General features: G+C 59.3%; 12 protein-coding genes and 1 rRNA gene. 7 read left to right on the plus strand and 6 right to left on the minus strand.

Annotation, left to right across the window (positions count from 1 at the left end; translation table 11 throughout):
* Nucleotides 1–42 precede the first annotated feature (42 nt).
* Nucleotides 43–1,746 (plus strand): 2-isopropylmalate synthase, encoded by a 1,704-nt coding sequence (gene leuA / locus B5F22_RS09025; protein ID WP_204210569.1) that lies wholly within the window; start codon nucleotides 43–45, stop codon nucleotides 1,744–1,746.
* 12 nt (nucleotides 1,747–1,758) lie between these two features.
* Complete coding sequence (proC, locus tag B5F22_RS09030; protein ID WP_087392312.1) at nucleotides 1,759–2,574, plus strand: pyrroline-5-carboxylate reductase; 816 nt, start codon at nucleotides 1,759–1,761, stop codon at nucleotides 2,572–2,574.
* Between the two features lie 280 nt (nucleotides 2,575–2,854).
* On the opposite strand, the gene B5F22_RS09035 is transcribed toward proC, so the two are convergent.
* The gene (locus tag B5F22_RS09035) at nucleotides 2,855–3,583 is read right to left on the minus strand and encodes a YebC/PmpR family DNA-binding transcriptional regulator (protein ID WP_087229229.1); all 729 of its coding nucleotides are present in this window, start codon (nucleotides 3,581–3,583) and stop codon (nucleotides 2,855–2,857) included.
* A 425-nt stretch (nucleotides 3,584–4,008) separates the two neighbouring features.
* Here B5F22_RS09035 and B5F22_RS09040 point away from each other — a divergent pair, with 425 nt between their 5' ends.
* Both B5F22_RS09040 and B5F22_RS09045 read left to right on the plus strand, forming a co-directional pair.
* Nucleotides 4,009–5,754 (plus strand): ABC transporter ATP-binding protein, encoded by a 1,746-nt coding sequence (locus B5F22_RS09040; protein ID WP_087392313.1) that lies wholly within the window; start codon nucleotides 4,009–4,011, stop codon nucleotides 5,752–5,754.
* Complete coding sequence (locus B5F22_RS09045; protein ID WP_087392314.1) at nucleotides 5,744–7,642, plus strand: ABC transporter ATP-binding protein; 1,899 nt, start codon at nucleotides 5,744–5,746, stop codon at nucleotides 7,640–7,642. The genes B5F22_RS09040 and B5F22_RS09045 overlap by 11 nt, the downstream gene beginning before the upstream one ends.
* Before the next feature lie 47 nt (nucleotides 7,643–7,689).
* On the opposite strand, the gene B5F22_RS09050 is transcribed toward B5F22_RS09045, so the two are convergent.
* From B5F22_RS09050 to B5F22_RS12325, 4 genes are read right to left on the minus strand one after another with little or no spacing between them, the layout of a single operon-like run.
* Complete coding sequence (locus B5F22_RS09050) at nucleotides 7,690–8,490, minus strand: ATP-binding cassette domain-containing protein (protein WP_087392315.1); 801 nt, start codon at nucleotides 8,488–8,490, stop codon at nucleotides 7,690–7,692.
* Between the two features lie 6 nt (nucleotides 8,491–8,496).
* Nucleotides 8,497–9,399 carry an ABC transporter permease gene (locus B5F22_RS09055; RefSeq protein ID WP_087369238.1) on the minus strand — a complete coding sequence of 301 codons (903 nt, stop codon included), beginning with the start codon at nucleotides 9,397–9,399 and terminating at the stop codon, nucleotides 8,497–8,499.
* 57 nt (nucleotides 9,400–9,456) lie between these two features.
* On the minus strand, nucleotides 9,457–10,458 hold the full coding sequence (locus B5F22_RS09060; RefSeq protein WP_087392316.1) for an ABC transporter substrate-binding protein: 1,002 nt from the start codon (nucleotides 10,456–10,458) through the stop codon (nucleotides 9,457–9,459).
* Nucleotides 10,455–10,622 (minus strand): hypothetical protein, encoded by a 168-nt coding sequence (locus B5F22_RS12325; protein WP_158096672.1) that lies wholly within the window; start codon nucleotides 10,620–10,622, stop codon nucleotides 10,455–10,457. Before B5F22_RS12325 ends, B5F22_RS09060 begins: the two co-directional genes overlap by 4 nt.
* A gap of 327 nt (nucleotides 10,623–10,949) precedes the next feature.
* Here B5F22_RS12325 and B5F22_RS09065 point away from each other — a divergent pair, with 327 nt between their 5' ends.
* The 3 genes from B5F22_RS09065 (at nucleotide 10,950) to B5F22_RS09075 (ending at nucleotide 16,468) form a co-directional block, all read left to right on the plus strand.
* Nucleotides 10,950–12,104 carry a nucleoside recognition domain-containing protein gene (locus tag B5F22_RS09065; RefSeq protein WP_087392317.1) on the plus strand — a complete coding sequence of 385 codons (1,155 nt, stop codon included), beginning with the start codon at nucleotides 10,950–10,952 and terminating at the stop codon, nucleotides 12,102–12,104.
* Between the two features lie 51 nt (nucleotides 12,105–12,155).
* A complete protein-coding gene (locus B5F22_RS09070; RefSeq protein WP_087392318.1) occupies nucleotides 12,156–12,365 on the plus strand; it encodes a hypothetical protein in 210 nt (69 codons plus the stop codon).
* 158 nt (nucleotides 12,366–12,523) lie between these two features.
* Entirely contained in the window at nucleotides 12,524–16,468 is a 3,945-nt protein-coding gene (locus B5F22_RS09075) for an exo-alpha-sialidase (protein WP_087392319.1), read from the plus strand.
* Between the two features lie 110 nt (nucleotides 16,469–16,578).
* On the opposite strand, the gene rrf is transcribed toward B5F22_RS09075, so the two are convergent.
* Nucleotides 16,579–16,686 (minus strand): 5S ribosomal RNA (gene rrf / locus B5F22_RS09080); the annotation flags it as partial.

Raw genomic sequence — 16,686 nt, forward strand, 5'->3', positions numbered from 1 at the left:
TTTTTTTCATCCCCCGCATCGGAATAAAGGAGGAACTTCCCCATGAATTTGAAACCAGGCTTTCAGAAGTATATCCCCTTCCAGCCCCAGCCCATCACCAACCGCACCTGGCCGGACAAAGTGCTGACCCAGCCTCCTGTCTGGTGCTCGGTGGACCTGCGGGACGGAAACCAGGCCCTCATTGACCCCATGAACCTCCAGGAGAAGCTGGAATACTTCCACACCCTGCTGGACATCGGCGTGAAAGAAATTGAGATTGGCTTTCCCTCCGCCTCCGAGACCGAGTATGAAATCTGTCGGGAGCTCATTGAGGGCGGCCACATCCCCGACGACGTCACCATTCAGGTGCTGGTGCAAGCCCGGGAACACCTCATCCGCCGCACCTTTGAGGCCATCCGTGGGGCCAAGAACGTGATTCTCCACTTCTATAACTCCACCTCTACCCTACAGCGCAAGGTGGTGTTCGGCATGGACTGCGACGGCATCACCAAGATCGCCACCGATGCCGCCGACCTCATCTATGAAATGGCTCAGCCCGTCATTGAGGGTGGAACCAGCCTGCGCTTTGAGTACTCCCCCGAGTCCTTCATGGGCACCGAGATGGACTACGCCGTGGAAATCTGCGCCGCTGTGCTGGACCACCTCCACGCCACTGCGGAGAACCCCGTCATTTTGAACCTGCCCACCACGGTGGAAAACTGCATGCCCAACCAGTTTGCCGACATGCTGGAGTACTTCATCCGCAACCTGCCCGGCCGGGAGCGGGCCATCATCTCCCTCCACCCCCACAACGACCGTGGCACCGGCGTGGCCACCACTGAGCTGGGCCTGCTGGCGGGCGCTGACCGAGTGGAGGCCACCCTCTTCGGCAACGGCGAGCGCACCGGCAACGTGGACATGGTCACCCTGGCCATGAACATGTGGACCCAGGGCATTGACCCCAAGCTGGACTTCCACAACATCAACAAAATCCGGGACATGTACGAGCGGTGCACCAAGATGAAGATTGGGGAGCGCCAGCCCTATGTGGGTGAACTGGTGTTCACCGCCTTCTCCGGCAGCCACCAGGACGCCATCAACAAGGGCTTCCACTACATGCAGGACAGCGGCACCGACATGTGGGAGGTGCCCTATCTGCCCATCGACCCCGCCGATGTGGGACGGGAGTACGAGCCCATCATCCGCATCAATTCCCAGTCCGGCAAGGGCGGCGCCGCCTTTGTCATGCAGCAAAACTTCGGCTATGATCTGCCCCGTGCCATGCACGCCGAGTTCGGCGCCGTGGTGCAAAAGGAGTCCGACCGGGTGGGCAAGGAGCTCAAGCCCGAGCAGATCTTCCAGCTCTTCGACCAGGAATATCTGTCCGTGCCCAAGACCTATCAGCTGGAGCGCCACAGCTTCCAGGAGGACGCCCGCCACGGGGACGCCAGCCAGGTGGAGTTTGTGGGCGAGGTGAGCTACAAGGGCCACGCCATGGAGGTCTGGGGCGAGGGCAACGGCCCCATCGACGCCTTCTTCAACGCCCTGCACAACCTGCCGGAGGCCCCCATTGACGGCTATCAGTTTGTGGACTACAAAGAGCACGCCATCTCCTCCGGCTCGGACACCCAGGCCGTGTGTTACATCCACCTGAAGGCCCCCAACGGCCAGGACGTGTTCGGCGTGGGCAAGAGCCACAACATCAGCCGGGCCTCTCTGCGGGCCATTCTCTGCGCCATCAACCGCTCTCTGCGGCAAGAAGCTTAAGGAGGGGTTTACATGTCTCGTGTCGCTTTTATCGGCTGCGGAAATATGGGCTCCGCCCTGGCCCGGGCCGCCTGTGCCAGCGTGGGACCGGACCAGGTGTATCTAGCCAACCGCACCTATGCCAAAGCGGAAGCTTTGGCCCAGGAGCTGGGCTGCCAGGTAGTCCCGGACAATCTCAACGCATTCTCCCAAGCTGACTACATCTTTCTGTGTGTCAAACCACACTTATTGGCAGGGGTATTCAAAGAGCTAGGACCTTACCTGGAACTCTGTCCTACCAAGGTTCTCATCTCGGTGGCAGCCGGGGTGACCCTGGAAACCCTGTGCTCCTTCCTCCCGGCCAAGGCCCGGAATCTCCCCCTGCTGCGGCTGATGCCCAACACCTGTGTAGCCATTGGGCAGGGCATGTCCGCTCTGTGCGCCGCCCCCTCCGCCCAGCCCCACCACATCCAGGCGGTGCAGGACATTCTCGCCCGCTCCGGGCGGGTAGACCTCATGGACGAGGCCCACATGGACGCCTTTACCTCGGTGGCCGGATGCGGTCCCGCCTACGTCTATCCCTTCATCGAGGCCCTGGCCGACGGCGGGGTCATGGTGGGTCTGCCCCGGAAGCAGGCCATGGAGTACGCCGCCCAGATGCTGATGGGGGCCGCCGCCATGGTGCTGGAGTCCGGGCAACATCCCGGAGCCCTCAAAGACGCCGTGTGCTCCCCCGGCGGTTCCACCATTGCCGGTGTCGCCGCCCTGGAGGCCAACGGCCTGCGCCACGCTGCCATCCAGGCCGTGCTGGCCGCCTATGAAAAGAACAAGCAACTAGGAAAACAATAAATGAAATACGCCCCCTCCGGCGATGCCGGAGGGGGCGCTTTCGATGATCAAACTCATATGGTCTGCGCAAGGGAAGCCGATTCTTATGTCTGTCCAAAGCCCTCGGCAGAGTTTTCCCGCCTTTCGGCGGGAAAAGAAATCAAAATCCGTTTTCCCCGGGGACATGCGCATCGGGAAAAACACTTCTCAGCCCGCCAGTGTGGAATCGGGTCGTCCTTTGACCCGATTATGCATGCAGCGGGCTGCAACTTCTCGGAAATGCTAGCATTTTCGAGAGGATTTATTCCTGCTCCCAGTTGTGGTAGATGTTCTGGATATCGTCGTTGTCCTCCATGATATCGATCATCTTCTCCATGTTCTGGATGTCCTTTGGATCGGTGAGGGTGACGTAGTTCTGGGGCACCATCTCCACCTTGGCGGAGGCGAAGGTGTAGCCCTTCTCCTCCATGGCAGACACCACGGTGGCAAAGGAGTCGGGATCGGTGTAGATGGTGAAGCACTCCTCTTCGGGCTCGAAGTCGGCAGCGCCGCAGTCCAGAGCGTCCATCATCACCACGTCCTCGTCCAGGTCCTCCCGCTCGATGATGAGCACGCCCTTCTGGTCAAAGGACCAGGACACGCAGCCGGTGGCACCCAGGTTGCCGCCGAACTTATCGAAGTAGTGGCGCACCTCGGAGGCAGTGCGGTTACGGTTGTCGGTGAGGGCCTCCACGATGACAGCCACGCCGCAGGGACCGTATCCCTCATAGGTGATGGCCTCGTAGTCGTTGGAGTTGCCGGAGCCCAGGGCCTTCTCAATGGTGCGCTTGATGTTGTCGTTGGGCATGTTGGCCGCACGAGCCTTGGCAATGACGGTGGCCAGACGGGAGTTGTTGTTGGGGTCGCCGCTGCCGCCGGTCTTCACGGCCACGATCAGCTCACGGGCGATCTTGGTAAAGGTCTGAGAGCGCTTGGCGTCTGCCGCGCCCTTGGTCTTCTGAATGTTATGCCACTTGGAATGTCCGGACATGAAAAAATCGTTCCCTTCGTTCTATAGATTCCACACTGCCTATGGCACAGGCAGTTTTTCACATTTACAGGTTAGTATACCATGCCATTCTCCTTTTTTCAACCCTCTGCCCCCGGGCTCAGGGATTTTTCCTCCGATTCTGAAAAATTCTCTTGACACTCTAATCGGTACGTGGTATAGTTGTCCCATGGTTAGCTATCGCTAACTCATAGAATCTCCTTCCTCCATGTTTCGAACCAAAGAGCTTGGGCAGCCCGCACCAGAAGTGCGGGCTGCCCTCTTTTTTCATAGTTTTTTCGCATGAGTTCTCAATTTTTCTCCCGTTTTTTGTAACAGTTGACGCTTTCCTATTTTTTATAAAATGTGTATACTGGATTACGTGTTTTTTTCCATTCGAAAATTTTTAAGAAAAGGAGAATCGGAGTATGATCAGGCTTCTGGCAAAATCCATCCGGGAGTACAAACGGGACGCCCTATTGACCCCCCTGTTTGTCACTCTGGAAGTCATCATCGAATGTATCATCCCCTTCCTCACCGCCAATCTGGTTTTGGAAATCCAAAAAGGCTGTGAGCTGTCCACCATCGTCCACTACGGTGTGATTCTCATGGTGTTGGCTGCTTTTTCCCTGTTCTTTGGACGGATTGCAGGCACCACCGCCGCATCCGCATCCGCCGGCTATGCCCGGAATCTGCGACGGGATATGTTCTACAACATTCAGAACTTCTCCTTTGCCAACATTGACCGCTTTTCCACCTCTTCTCTGGTCACCCGTATGACCACCGACGTGACCAACGTGCAGATGGCCTTTATGATGATCATCCGGGGCGCCATCCGCTTCCCCCTGATGCTGGTCTTTTCCTTTATCATGGCCTACATCATGGGCGGCTCCATGGCCTTCATCTTCCTGTTCACCATCCCGGTACTGGCCATCGGTCTGGCGGTTATCATCTGCAAGGTACATCCCCTGTTTGTCAAGGTGTTCCGCAAGTACGACACCCTGAACAACTCCATCCAGGAGAACGTGCAGGCCATGCGGGTGGTAAAGAGCTACGTCCGGGAGGACTTTGAGAAGGAGAAGTTCTCCACCGCCGCTGAAGATGTGTGCCGGGACTTCACCCGGGCCGAGCGCATCATGGCCTTTAACTCCCCTCTGATGCAGTTCTGCCTCTATTCCGCCACCTGCCTCATCCTGGGGCTGGGCGCCTACTTTATCATCAGCACCCAGGGCGTGGCCCTCACCGTGGGCAAGCTGTCCTCCCTGTTTGTGTACAGCTTTCAGATTCTGGTGAGCTTAATGATGCTGTCCATGGTGTTCGTGATGATCACCATCTCCGCTGAGTCCGCCCACCGTATTGTGGAGGTTCTCCAGGAGCGCAGCACCATTACCAGCCCTGACAACGCTGTGATGGAAGTCAAGGACGGCTCCATCGACTTTGACGGGGTGGACTTCAAGTACTCCGCTGACGCCGAGCGGGACGCCCTTTCCCAGATCAACCTGCACATTCGCTCCGGCGAGACCGTGGGCATTCTGGGCGGCACCGGCTCCTCCAAGTCCTCTCTCATCCAGCTCATTCCCCGTCTGTACGATGCCACAGAAGGCACTGTCCGGGTGGGCGGTGTGGATGTGCGGGACTACGACCTGGACAGCCTGCGCAACGCCGTGTCTGTGGTGCTGCAAAAGAACGTGCTCTTCTCCGGCACCATCAAGGAGAACCTGCGCTGGGGCAACCCCGACGCCACCGACGAGGAGATCATGGAGGCCTGCCGTCTGGCCCAGGCCGACGAGTTCATCCAGCTCTTCCCCGACAAGTACGACACCTACCTGGAGCGGGGCGGCGTCAACGTCTCCGGCGGCCAGAAGCAGCGTCTGTGCATTGCCCGTGCGCTGCTGAAAAAGCCCAAGATTCTCATTCTGGACGACTCCACCTCCGCTGTGGACACCAAGACCGACGCCCTCATCCGCAAGGCCTTCCGGGAGTTCATCCCCGACACCACCAAAATCATTGTGGCCCAGCGTGTGGCCTCGGTGCAGGAAGCCGACCGTATCCTCATCATGGACGGTGGCCGCATCGTGGCCATGGGTACCCACGAGGAGCTGCTGAAGAGCAGCCCCATCTATCAGGAAGTCTACGAGTCTCAGAACAAAGGAGGTCAGGAAGATGAAGCCTAATGTCCCCGTCAATCGCAAAGGCACCTTTGTTCGCCTGCTGCGCACCCTCTTTGAGTTTTTCCCGGTGCTGATGCCCGTGGCTCTGGTGTGTATCCTGTTCAGCGCCATCGTGGGCAGCCTTCCCACCGTGTTCATGCAGAAGATCATCGCTGTCATCGAGACCAACTGGCAGACCGGTGACTGGGCCGCTGCTGCCCCCCAGATTCTGCGGCTGGTGGCCATTCTGGCCACCATGTACGGCCTGGCCCTCATCTCCACCATCGTGTGGACCCAGCTGATGGCCATCATCACCCAGGGACTGCTGAAAAAGCTGCGGGTGAAGATGTTCGACGGCATGCAGAACCTGCCCCTGCGCTACTTTGACACCAACGACCACGGCGATATCATGAGCCACTACACCAATGACATCGACACCCTGCGCCAGATGGTGGCCCAGAGCTTCCCTCAGCTACTGTCCATGATCGTCACTATTCTGGCCGTGCTGGTGATCATGCTCTACTACAGCTTCTGGCTGAGCCTGGTGATTCTCCTGGGCTCCCTGGTGATGGTGAAGTTCACCCGCTCCATCGGCGGCAAGTCCGCCACCTTCTTCCAGCGTCAACAGAAGTCCCTGGGTAAGGTGGAGGGCTTCGTGGAGGAGCTCATGGACGGCCAGAAGGTGGTCAAGGTGTTCTGTCACGAGTCCGAGACCTGCGCCGACTTCGACCGGCTCAACGACGCTCTCATGTCCGACTCCAAGCAGGCCAACACCTACGCCAACACCCTCATGCCCATCCTCATGAACACCGGCAACTTCATCTATGCCCTGGTGGCCATCGTGGGCGGCATCCTTCTCATCACCCACGCCCCCAACCTGAGCTTTTCCGGCATGGCCTTCAGCATCAGCATCACCGTTCCCTTCCTCAACATGACCCGCCAATTCACTGGTACCATTGGTCAGGTGTCCCAGCAGATCAACCTGGTGGTCATGGGTATGGCCGGCGCACAGCGCATCTTTGAGCTGATGGACGAGGAGCCCGAGGTGGATCAGGGCAATGTGACCCTGGTGAATGTCCAGGAGCAGAAGGACGGCTCCCTGAAAGAGGTGCCCTACCGCAGCAACGTCTGGGCCTGGAAAGTACCTCAGGAGGACGGCTCCTTCCACTACACCCGCCTCACCGGGGACGTACGCTTTGAGCACGTGGACTTCGGCTATGTGCCCGAGAAAACCGTACTCCACGACATCTCCCTCTTCGCCAAGCCTGGCCAGAAGGTGGCCTTCGTGGGCGCCACGGGTGCCGGTAAGACCACCATCACCAACCTCATCAACCGGTTCTACGACATCCACAACGGCCGCATCCTCTACGATGGCATCGACATCATGACCATCCGCAAGGCGGACCTGCGCCGCTCCCTGGGCATCGTGCTCCAGGACACCAATCTGTTTACCGGCACCGTCATGGACAACATCCGTTACGGTCAGCTGGAGGCCACCGACGAGGAGTGTATCGCCGCCGCCAAGCTGGCAGGCGCCCACGACTTCATCACCCGCCTGCCCCACGGCTACCAGACCATGCTCACCAGCAACGGCGCCAACCTCTCCCAGGGCCAGCGCCAGCTGCTGGCCATCGCTCGGGCCGCCGTGGCCGATCCCCCGGTGATGATTATGGACGAGGCCACTTCCTCCATCGACACCCGCACCGAGGCCATTGTCCAAAAGGGTATGGACGCCCTGATGTATGGCCGCACCGTGTTTGTCATCGCCCACCGGCTCTCCACCGTGAAGAACTCCAACGCCATCATGGTGCTGGAGCAGGGCCACATCATCGAGCGAGGCAGCCACGACGAACTCATCGCCCAGAAGGGCAAGTACTACCAGCTGTACACCGGAGCCTTCGAGCTGGAATAAGTCCTATACAAGCAAAAAGTCGTTCTCCCGTGGGAGAACGACTTTTTTCATTCACTCAGCAACATGCGGTCGTTGTCCAGCTGCTGGCCTGTGCCCGCTTTGAACTGCTCCAGGAGGTCTTGGACGGTCATCCCCCGCCGCTTCTCTCCCTCCACGTCCAGCACCACGTGGCCGTCTGCCATCATCAAAGTGCGGTTGCCCAGCTCCAGGGCCTGGGACATGTTGTGGGTGACCATGAGACAGGTGATGTGGTCCCGGGCCACAATGTCCCGGGTCAGTTTCAGCACCTGCTCCGCCGTGGCGGGGTCCAAGGCAGCGGTGTGCTCGTCCAGCAGCAGCAGCTGGGGCGGAACCAAGGTGGCCATAAGCAGAGTCAAGGCCTGACGTTGGCCGCCAGACAGCAGCCCCACCGGGTGGCCCATGCGGTCCTCCAATCCCATGCCCAACAGGCTCAGATGCTCCCGGAACATGGCCCGGTCCTTTTTGCTAATGCGGCTGAAGGGAGCGTTGCCCCGGGAGGAACGCAGATAGGCCAGAGCCAGATTCTCCTCAATGGTCATGTGGGGCGCCGTCCCCTTCAAGGGGTCCTGGAACAGCCTCCCAATGGTACGGCTGCGCTTGTGCTCCGGGAGATAGGTGATGTTGCGTCCCCCCAGAGTGATGCTGCCCTGGTCCACATAGAAGGTCCCGGCAATGGCGTTGAAGAGGGTGGATTTTCCCGCTCCGTTGGAGCCAATGATGGTGATAAAATCCCCGTCCTTTACCTCCAGAGACAGATTGGAAAGGGCGGTTTTCTCATTGATGGTTCCAGGATAAAAGGTCTTGGAAATCCCTTTGATGTTCAGCATGTTCCCTCACGCTCCCTTCCCTGCCATGGCTTTTTTCTTTTGGAACGCCACCCAACTGCGCAGGGTGGGGGCCGCAATGGCCAGACCCACGATGATGGCGGTGACCAGCTTCAGGCACTCCACCGGCACCACCTTGGTGTAGAGCACAATGGCATAAATGAGGCGATAGATGATAGAGCCCACGATCACCGCAATGGCTCCTTTTAGGATGGAGCGTCGGCCCAGCACCGTCTCACCGATGATGAGGCAGGCCAACCCGATGACCACAATGCCCGTGCCGCCGTTGATGTCGGCGGTGCGCTGGTACTGGCCCACCATGCCGCCGGACAGGGCGGTGAGGGCGTTGGCAATGCACAGGCCCACGGTAATGGTAAAGGTGGGGTTTACCGAGGAGGCCCGCACCATGTCCCGGTTGTCTCCGGTGGCCCGGATGGACAGGCCCAGCCGGGTGCCCAGGAAGAGCACCAACAGTACCGCCATGAGGATGGTCACGCCCCCGGCCAGCACCGTCTCATACCACTTCCCGCCGATGCCCGTGGTGCGAAACAGAGAGAAGATGGTGTCGTCTTTGAGCAGGCTCACATTGGAGCTCCACCCCATCACCATGAGGTTCACGGTATATAATCCTGTGTTGGTGACGATGCCCGCCAAAATGGAGGGCACACCCAGGCGGGTCTGCAAAAAGGCGGTGACAAACCCGGCACAGGCCCCTGCCACCATGGCCGCCGGAATGGCCAAAAAGGGGTGGCCGGCCGCGGTCACCGTCACCGACACCGCCGCCCCCAGCACAAAGGCCCCGTCGGTGGTCAGGTCGGCAATGTCCAAAATGCGGTAGCTCAAAAACAGGGCCATGGCCACCAGCGCATACAAAAAGCCCAGCTCCAGGGCCGTCTGCACAATATACAGCAATTCCTTCACGCTCCTTTGCCCCGTCCGGCACGTTCGTACCGGACGGGGCATGTTTTCTTATTCCTTGGTGGTGGTCACTTCCACCACTTTACCCAGCTGGCTAAACACCTGGGGGTCAATGCCCAGGGCCTTGGCGGTCTCGGTGTTCATGGTAATGAGGCCGCCGTCCATGTAGTACACGTCCTCCATGCCGTCCACACCCTCCGTGATAGCCTGATAGGCCAGGTCTGCGGTGCGGGTGCCCAGATCGGTATAGTTGACGCCGCAGGTGGCAAAGGCGCCGTTTCTCACGAAGGAGTCCGCCCCGGTGTAGTGGGGAATTTTGGCTTGAGCCAGCTGCTCATAGATGGCCAGCTCGGCGGACATGATCACGTTGTCGGTGGGGGTAAAGATAGCATCCACACCACCGGCCACCAGAGCGGAAGCGGCGGCGATCACCTCGTCATTGGTGTTGCCCGTCTGTTCCACATAGGAGATTCCCTTGCTGTCCAAGTACTCCTTGGCCTCTTGGATGGGAGTGGCGGAGTTGGGCTCGGACAGGGAGTACAGCAGTCCCACCTTCTTCATATCGGGGTTTTGGGTGAGCATCATATCCAGAATGACGCTGGTCTCCAGGGCATCGCTGGTGCCGGTGACGTAGTCCAGCCCGGTGAGCTCTGCGGTCTTGGGGTCCGATACTGCGGCGTATACCACAGGGGTCTGGGTGTCCTGGGCACACAGGGCCATCACCTGAGCGGCGGTGCTGGCGATGGGAATGATGGCGTCCACCCCGTCTACAATAGCCTGGTCTCCCAGCTGCTTGAGCACGGACTGGTCGTTCTGTCCGGAATACACCTCATATTCAATGGTTACATTCTTTTCCTGGGCAATGGAGTCCAGCTGAGTGGTGATTGCTTTGGCGATCTCATCCAGAGAGGCATGGTCCATCTGCTTGACCACAGCCACCTTGTAGGTGTCGTCCTTCCCATCCTTGCCTGCACCACAGGCACACAGAGAGAGAAGCATGGTGCCCGCTACGGCACAAGCGGCAAATCGACGGATGATCTGATTGTTTTTCATGGTGTTTTCCTCCATTTTTTGAATTTGGGCGGCAGATGTTTTTCCGCTTTGCCAGGGCCGAAAAATGAAAAAAGCCTCTGCCCCACATGGGACAAAAGCTCAGCTTCTGCGATACCACCCAAATTGACGCCAAACGACGCCCACTCGCTTACGCATACCATCATATGCGCCCCTTCTGATAACGGGTGGGGTACCCGTCAGTCCCTACTTGGTCGCCCGTTCGGTCTGCCCTCCGAAGTCCATTCTCCTAGCTGCTCCCCGCCCCGCTCTCACCGTCCGGGACTCTCTGAAGGTTCGCCACACTGGATACTACTCTCCATCAATGGTTTGCTGTATTGAAGTTGTTGTGGCCATTATACGCACCCGCTCCCTACTTGTCAACCCCTTTCAGAGAAAAATTTTTAGCACACTAATGTGTCATACTTTTTGAGGGGGACGTGCAAGTCCCCCAGACGACACGCATACCCTTTTCTCACGAGGGAGGGTCTGCCATGTTTCGCATCTTAAAAAAACAAGTTCTCCGGGATTCCGTCGTCCTCATCGCGTTGGTCACCGCCGCCCTGGCATTGGTGACCGCCCCCACCCAGGCTATGACAGGGGCGAAAAATGGGCTGACCCTGTGCTGCAACGTCATCATCCCCTCCCTCTTCCCCTTTTTTGTGCTCTCCTCCCTGGCGGTGGATCTGGGGCTGGCCGCCTATCTGGGGCGGCTGCTGGAGGGAGTCATGCGCCCCCTGTTTCGGGTCAGCGGCTGCTGCGCCATGGCCGTGGTGCTGGGCTTTGTGGGTGGCTATCCCCTGGGGGCCAAAACCGCCCTGGAGCTGTACCGCCAAGGTCTGTGTACCAAGACGGAGACCGAGCGGCTCCTGGCCTTCTGCAACAACTCCGGGCCCGCCTTCATCCTGGGCGTGGTGGGAGCTGGCATCTTTGGCAGCGGCCAGATTGGCCTGCTGCTCTATGCCTCCCACTGTGTCGCCTCCCTCCTCACGGGCCTGCTCTTTCGGTTCTACGGCCACGAGGACCCACGTGCCACGGTAACCAGCTACCCCAAGCCCATTGCCGCCACCACCATTCCCGCCGCCTTCGCCAACGGGGTGGTGCGCTCCTTTTCCAATCTGCTGAACATCTGTGCCTTTGTCATCTTCTTTTCCGCTCTCCTCCAGCTTATGTCCTACTTTGGAGTATTCACCGCCATTGCCCGGCTGCTCTCTCTGATGGGTGTCTCCTCCCGCTATGCTCCCCAGCTGGTGGCGGGCCTGCTGGAGCTCACCTCCGGGGTGTCCTCCCTGGGTGGCGTGGACAGTTCCGCCGGGTCCATCTCCATGGCCGCCTTTATGCTGGGCTGGGCCGGGCTGTCCGTCCACTGTCAGGTGCTGTGCTTCCTCATTGACAGTGGCCTTTCTGCCCGCACCTATCTGCTGGGCAAATTCCTCCACGGCCTGATCTCCGCCGCTCTCACCTACCTGGTGACCACCCTCTTCCCTCTCACCTATCCGGTCTCGTACTATCTCACGTCCCAGACCCAGACCATCACCCAGCTGGATTTCCGCCACATCCTCCCGGTGACCCTGGCCACCGCAGTGCTCTGCTGGATGGCCCTTGTGGCTCTGTGTCGATTTTTGGCTGGAAAAACAGGTGGAAAATAGCGGACATTTGGTGTATACTGAGGGGGATCTCGGAAGAACAGGAGACTTGCTATGCTGTTTCAAAAAAATATTGAACCCCGCTGCCTCTACTGCCAGCGAGGTGTGGCTCTGGATGAAGAGCAGATTTTGTGCTCCCGGAAAGGCGTGGTGGACCCGGGCGGCGCTTGCCGTGCCTTCCGGTATGACCCCTTAAAGCGTGTGCCCAAAAAGCCCGTGGTGGCCAACTTCTCCCACCTGAAAAAAGAAGACTTTATGCTCTAACCCCTCCGTTTCCTTCCAGGAGCCTGACCGATGGTCGGGCTCCTGGTTTTTTGTCCTTCTACACCAATCTCTCCCAATTCCCTTGACCCGAAGTCCACTTTTTGGTATGATAGTTTTGTGCAATACAGAGAGAAGCACATGTACAAGGAGGATGTGTTATGAACAAAACACCAATGTCTAAGCGCATCGCGGCCACTGCGTTGTCAGCCAGTCTCCTACTCAGCTGCTGTCTGACCGCACCCCCGGCCCGCGCCACAGGAGAACGTGATATCTCCGGTGCATCATCCCGGTCTGCCATTGTGGATGGCGATCTGGGCGACGGAAGCGTCCAGTACCTGAGAGATCGGGACGGCGTGGATGCAGGCAAAACCTACGCCATTTTCTACAACACCACCCGCAGCATTCTCTACCATACGGGGACCGGAAAGACAGACCAGGTCACCGGGACATCCGCCAACGACGCCCTCAGCCTGGCTTCCAACTTTGCCTCTTCCCGGCAGCTGTGGACCATTGAAAAGCGAGAGGGAGACGACGGCTACAACATCAAGAGTCTGGACAGCAACCGCTATCTGGATCTGAGCCAGACCACCGCCGTCAACGGACATGTAAACACCTCAGACCAGCCGGTGCGGGTGGACATCACCTTCCACGAGGAAAGCGGCACCTATACCCTCTCCAATGGCAGCAACTACCTCACCCACGGCAGTACCGCAGGCAACAAATACTACTGCAGCACCAGCCAGGACTCTTCCCTGATTGAATTCCAGCTCTATCAGGAGACCCAAGTGCTGCCCACCGTGGTGGGGGAGAACCCCAAGGGCACACAGCCTGTGTCCGAGCCCTTCAGCAGTGAGGCCACCGGAAGCCAGCATTTCCGCATCCCCTCCCTGTACACCCTGGACAACGGCTGGATCGTGGCCGCCTCGGACATCCGCTGGACCACCAGCGGTGACTCTCCCCAAAACCTGGACACCATTGTCAGCGTCTCCAAGGACAACGGACAGACTTGGGAGTGGGAAGTGGTGAACTACCTGGCCGACATGGCGGAAACCACCACCAGCAACGCCAGCAGCTCCTTCATTGATCCCTCCATCGTCCAGGACAGCAACGGCACCGTCCACATGGTGGTGGATGCCTGCCCCTCCTACGTGGGCCTGATGAGCGGCAATCAGATGGGCCAAGAGAGCACCGGTTTTGACGATCAGGGCCGCCTGCTGGTGGCCAAGGCTACCGCCGGCACCTATGCCCCCAAGACCGTTTCTTCTTACACCTACTATGTGGATTTGAACAACACCAACGGTTTGGCAGAGCCCGCCAACGACAACGGCAAAGATGTCATCCTCTACCCCATTTGCAGCCAAGACGGCACCGCCACAGATACTTGGGTGGATGCCTACCTGAATGTGTATGTCAAGTCTGAGGAAGACGGCACCTTCACCAAGCCCTACGTCGCCCAGCTGGGCAACTCCGCCAACCGAGTGCAAAAGAACCTGTTCTTCCAGAACAGCGAGTGGAAGGTCTATCCGGTGTTCTACATCATGCACCGCACCGCTCAGGTCACCGATGAGGGTCTGGAGTGGAGCGAGCCCAAGTTCTTGAACATCAAGACCGCCGCCAATGAGAAATTCACCGGCGTCTGCCCTGGCCGTGGCATCACCATGACCTACAACGGCACAGAGCGCATTATCTTCCCCCTCTATGACAACCGCACCGGCAACGAGCTGGCCAGCGTCATCTATTCCGATGACGGCGGCGCCAGCTGGCAGCGGGGTGAGCACAACAGCAACCTCAATGGGGTGGGCAAGACCAGCGAATCTCAAGTGGTGCTCCTCCCCAACGGCGATCTTCGGATGTACTCCCGCAACACCATCAACTATGTCAGCTACGCCGACTCCTCCGATGGCGGTGTGACCTGGAGCCAGTGCCAGCCTGACAACAATCTGTTCAGTCAGAAGAGTGGCGGCGGCTGCATGGTCTCCTTCATCAATCTGGAGGGCACCCTCATCGGTCCCGACGACCAGGAGTATGACAACCTGATTCTGGGCTCCTATGCCCGCATTCAGCGCTCGGAGGGTGTGGTGCGCATCGGCTCCGTGGCCGAGGACGGCACCGTCACCTGGCTTAACGACGACGCCACCCGTTACACCGGTGTCAACAACTGCTTCGCCTACTCCTGCGTCTCCCAGCTCCAGGAGAACGGCAAGGCCACCGACACCTTTGCCATTCTCTACGAAAACCAGTCTCCCCCCTGCCAGATCGCCTTTGAAACCCTCACGGTCCAGGACCTGCTGGGTGACGGCTGGTACATGATTCAGGATGAGAGTGAGAAAATCATCCTGACCCTGGAGCCCCAGTTCGTCAATCTCAGCGTGGGCCAGTCCGGACAGGTGCAGGCCATTGTCACCCCTGAGGATGCCGCCACCATCACTTGGAGTTCGGACAACCCCGCAGTGGCTACGGTCAGCGACACCGGTGTCGTCACCGCCGTCCGCAGCGGCACCGCTACCATCACCGCCACGGCCACCGCCTCCAACGGGATTGTCCGCACCGCCAAGCTCTCTGTGGCAGTCCAGGACGAGAGCGGCATCACCCTGCCTCCCTGTTTCCAGGATACCATTTCCAGTGAGGAGCACGAGGCCCAAACCACCTATGATCTGGACACCGACGGCATAGACGCAGAGGGTGTCTACGCCATCTATCACGCCGGTACCCAGAGAATCCTCTATCACGCCAACGGCCAGAGCAACACCGATCAGGTGACCGGCTCCGTGTCCAACAACCAGCTGACCTTGGACGGACAGTATGCCGCCAGCCGTCAGCTGTGGCGCATCACCCAGACCGAGGAGGGCTACACCGTCCAGAGCCTGGAGGCGGACGGCGCCTACCTCCGTCTCAACGATACCGCCACCCAGCCCGGTGCCCGCGTGCCCGTCCAGAGTGAGGCATACACTCTGCACATCCAGCCTGGCACCGCTCCCGGCTCCTATACCATCTCCCACACGGTGGGCGACCAGGAGCTCTATCTGTCCCACTCCAGCGAACCCACCAAGCAGTACAACGTGAGCACCGAGAGCTGCGAGTTCCAGCTGTTCCTGCAAACCACCATCCCCGCCCACACCACCTATCAGGTCAGCACCAGCGGTCTGAGAGAGTTGGTGGCCTTTGTGGACACCTTGGATACCCAGGACTACGCCCCCGAGTGCTGGGAGGCCCTCCAGGCCGCCAAACAGGCCGCCAACGACTTCCTGGCCAGCGATGACGCACCCGTGTTTGACAACGAGGCGGACGCCCAAGCCCATCTGGAACAGGTGACCGCTCTCACCCAAGCCCTGTATCAGGCGTGGATGGATCTGGTTCCTCCCCACACCTATGGACAGCCCGTCTTCCAGTGGGCAGAGGATTTCTCTCAGGCCACCGCTACCTTTATCTGCACCTATGAGGGCTGTGGTCACTCTGAGACGGTGAATGCCGTCATCTCCACCCAGGAGACTCCTGCCACCTGCACCGAGCCTGGCAGCACCACCTATGTGGCCACTGTGGTCTTCCAAGAGGAGCCCTACACCGCCCAGCAAGTGGTGAAGCATGACGCCCTGGGCCATGACTTCTCGGTCCTGTGCCACGATGAGACAAGCCACTGGTATCAGTGTTCCCGCTGCTCCGCCACCACCCAGCCGGAGGCACACAGCGGCGGCACCGCCACCTGCCAGGAGAAGGCTGTGTGCGCCATCTGCCAGACCACTTACGGCGACCTGGCCGCCCACACCCCCGAGGCAATCCCCGGGAAAGTTCCCACTTGCACCGAGACTGGCCTCAGCGAAGGCAGCCAGTGCTCCGTGTGCCACACCGTTTTGGTGGCCCAGGAGACCCTGCCTGCAACGGGCCACAGCTATTCCAACGGTGTCTGCACCGTCTGTGGAGCCAAGGACCCGGACGCTGAGAAGCCCACTCCTACGCCTACTCCCTCCCCCGCACCCACCTCTCAGCCGGAAGGCCCGGCTCAGACCGGTGACAGCGCCAACCTTCCTGTGCTGTTCACCACAATGACCATTTCCGCGCTTGGTCTCCTCCTGTTGATGGAGCGAGTCCGCAGAGCCAAGCACTAACCCATGTCAAAGCCCCCTGGGGATTGTTCCCCAGGGGGCTTGTGGTTGTAGTTTGATTCTATAGAGTCGTAAAAAATAAAAAGAGGACGATCAAATGATCGTCCTCTTCGTGTCGGCACTACCTATCTTCCCGGGCCGTCGCCAGCCAAGTATTTTCGGCGCAAGTGAGCTTAACTGCCGTGTTCGGAATGGGAACGGGTGGACCCTCACTGCAATCA

The sequence above is a fragment of the Pseudoflavonifractor sp. An187 genome, from assembly GCF_002160275.1.
GTDB lineage: Bacteria > Bacillota > Clostridia > Oscillospirales > Oscillospiraceae > Enterenecus > Enterenecus faecium.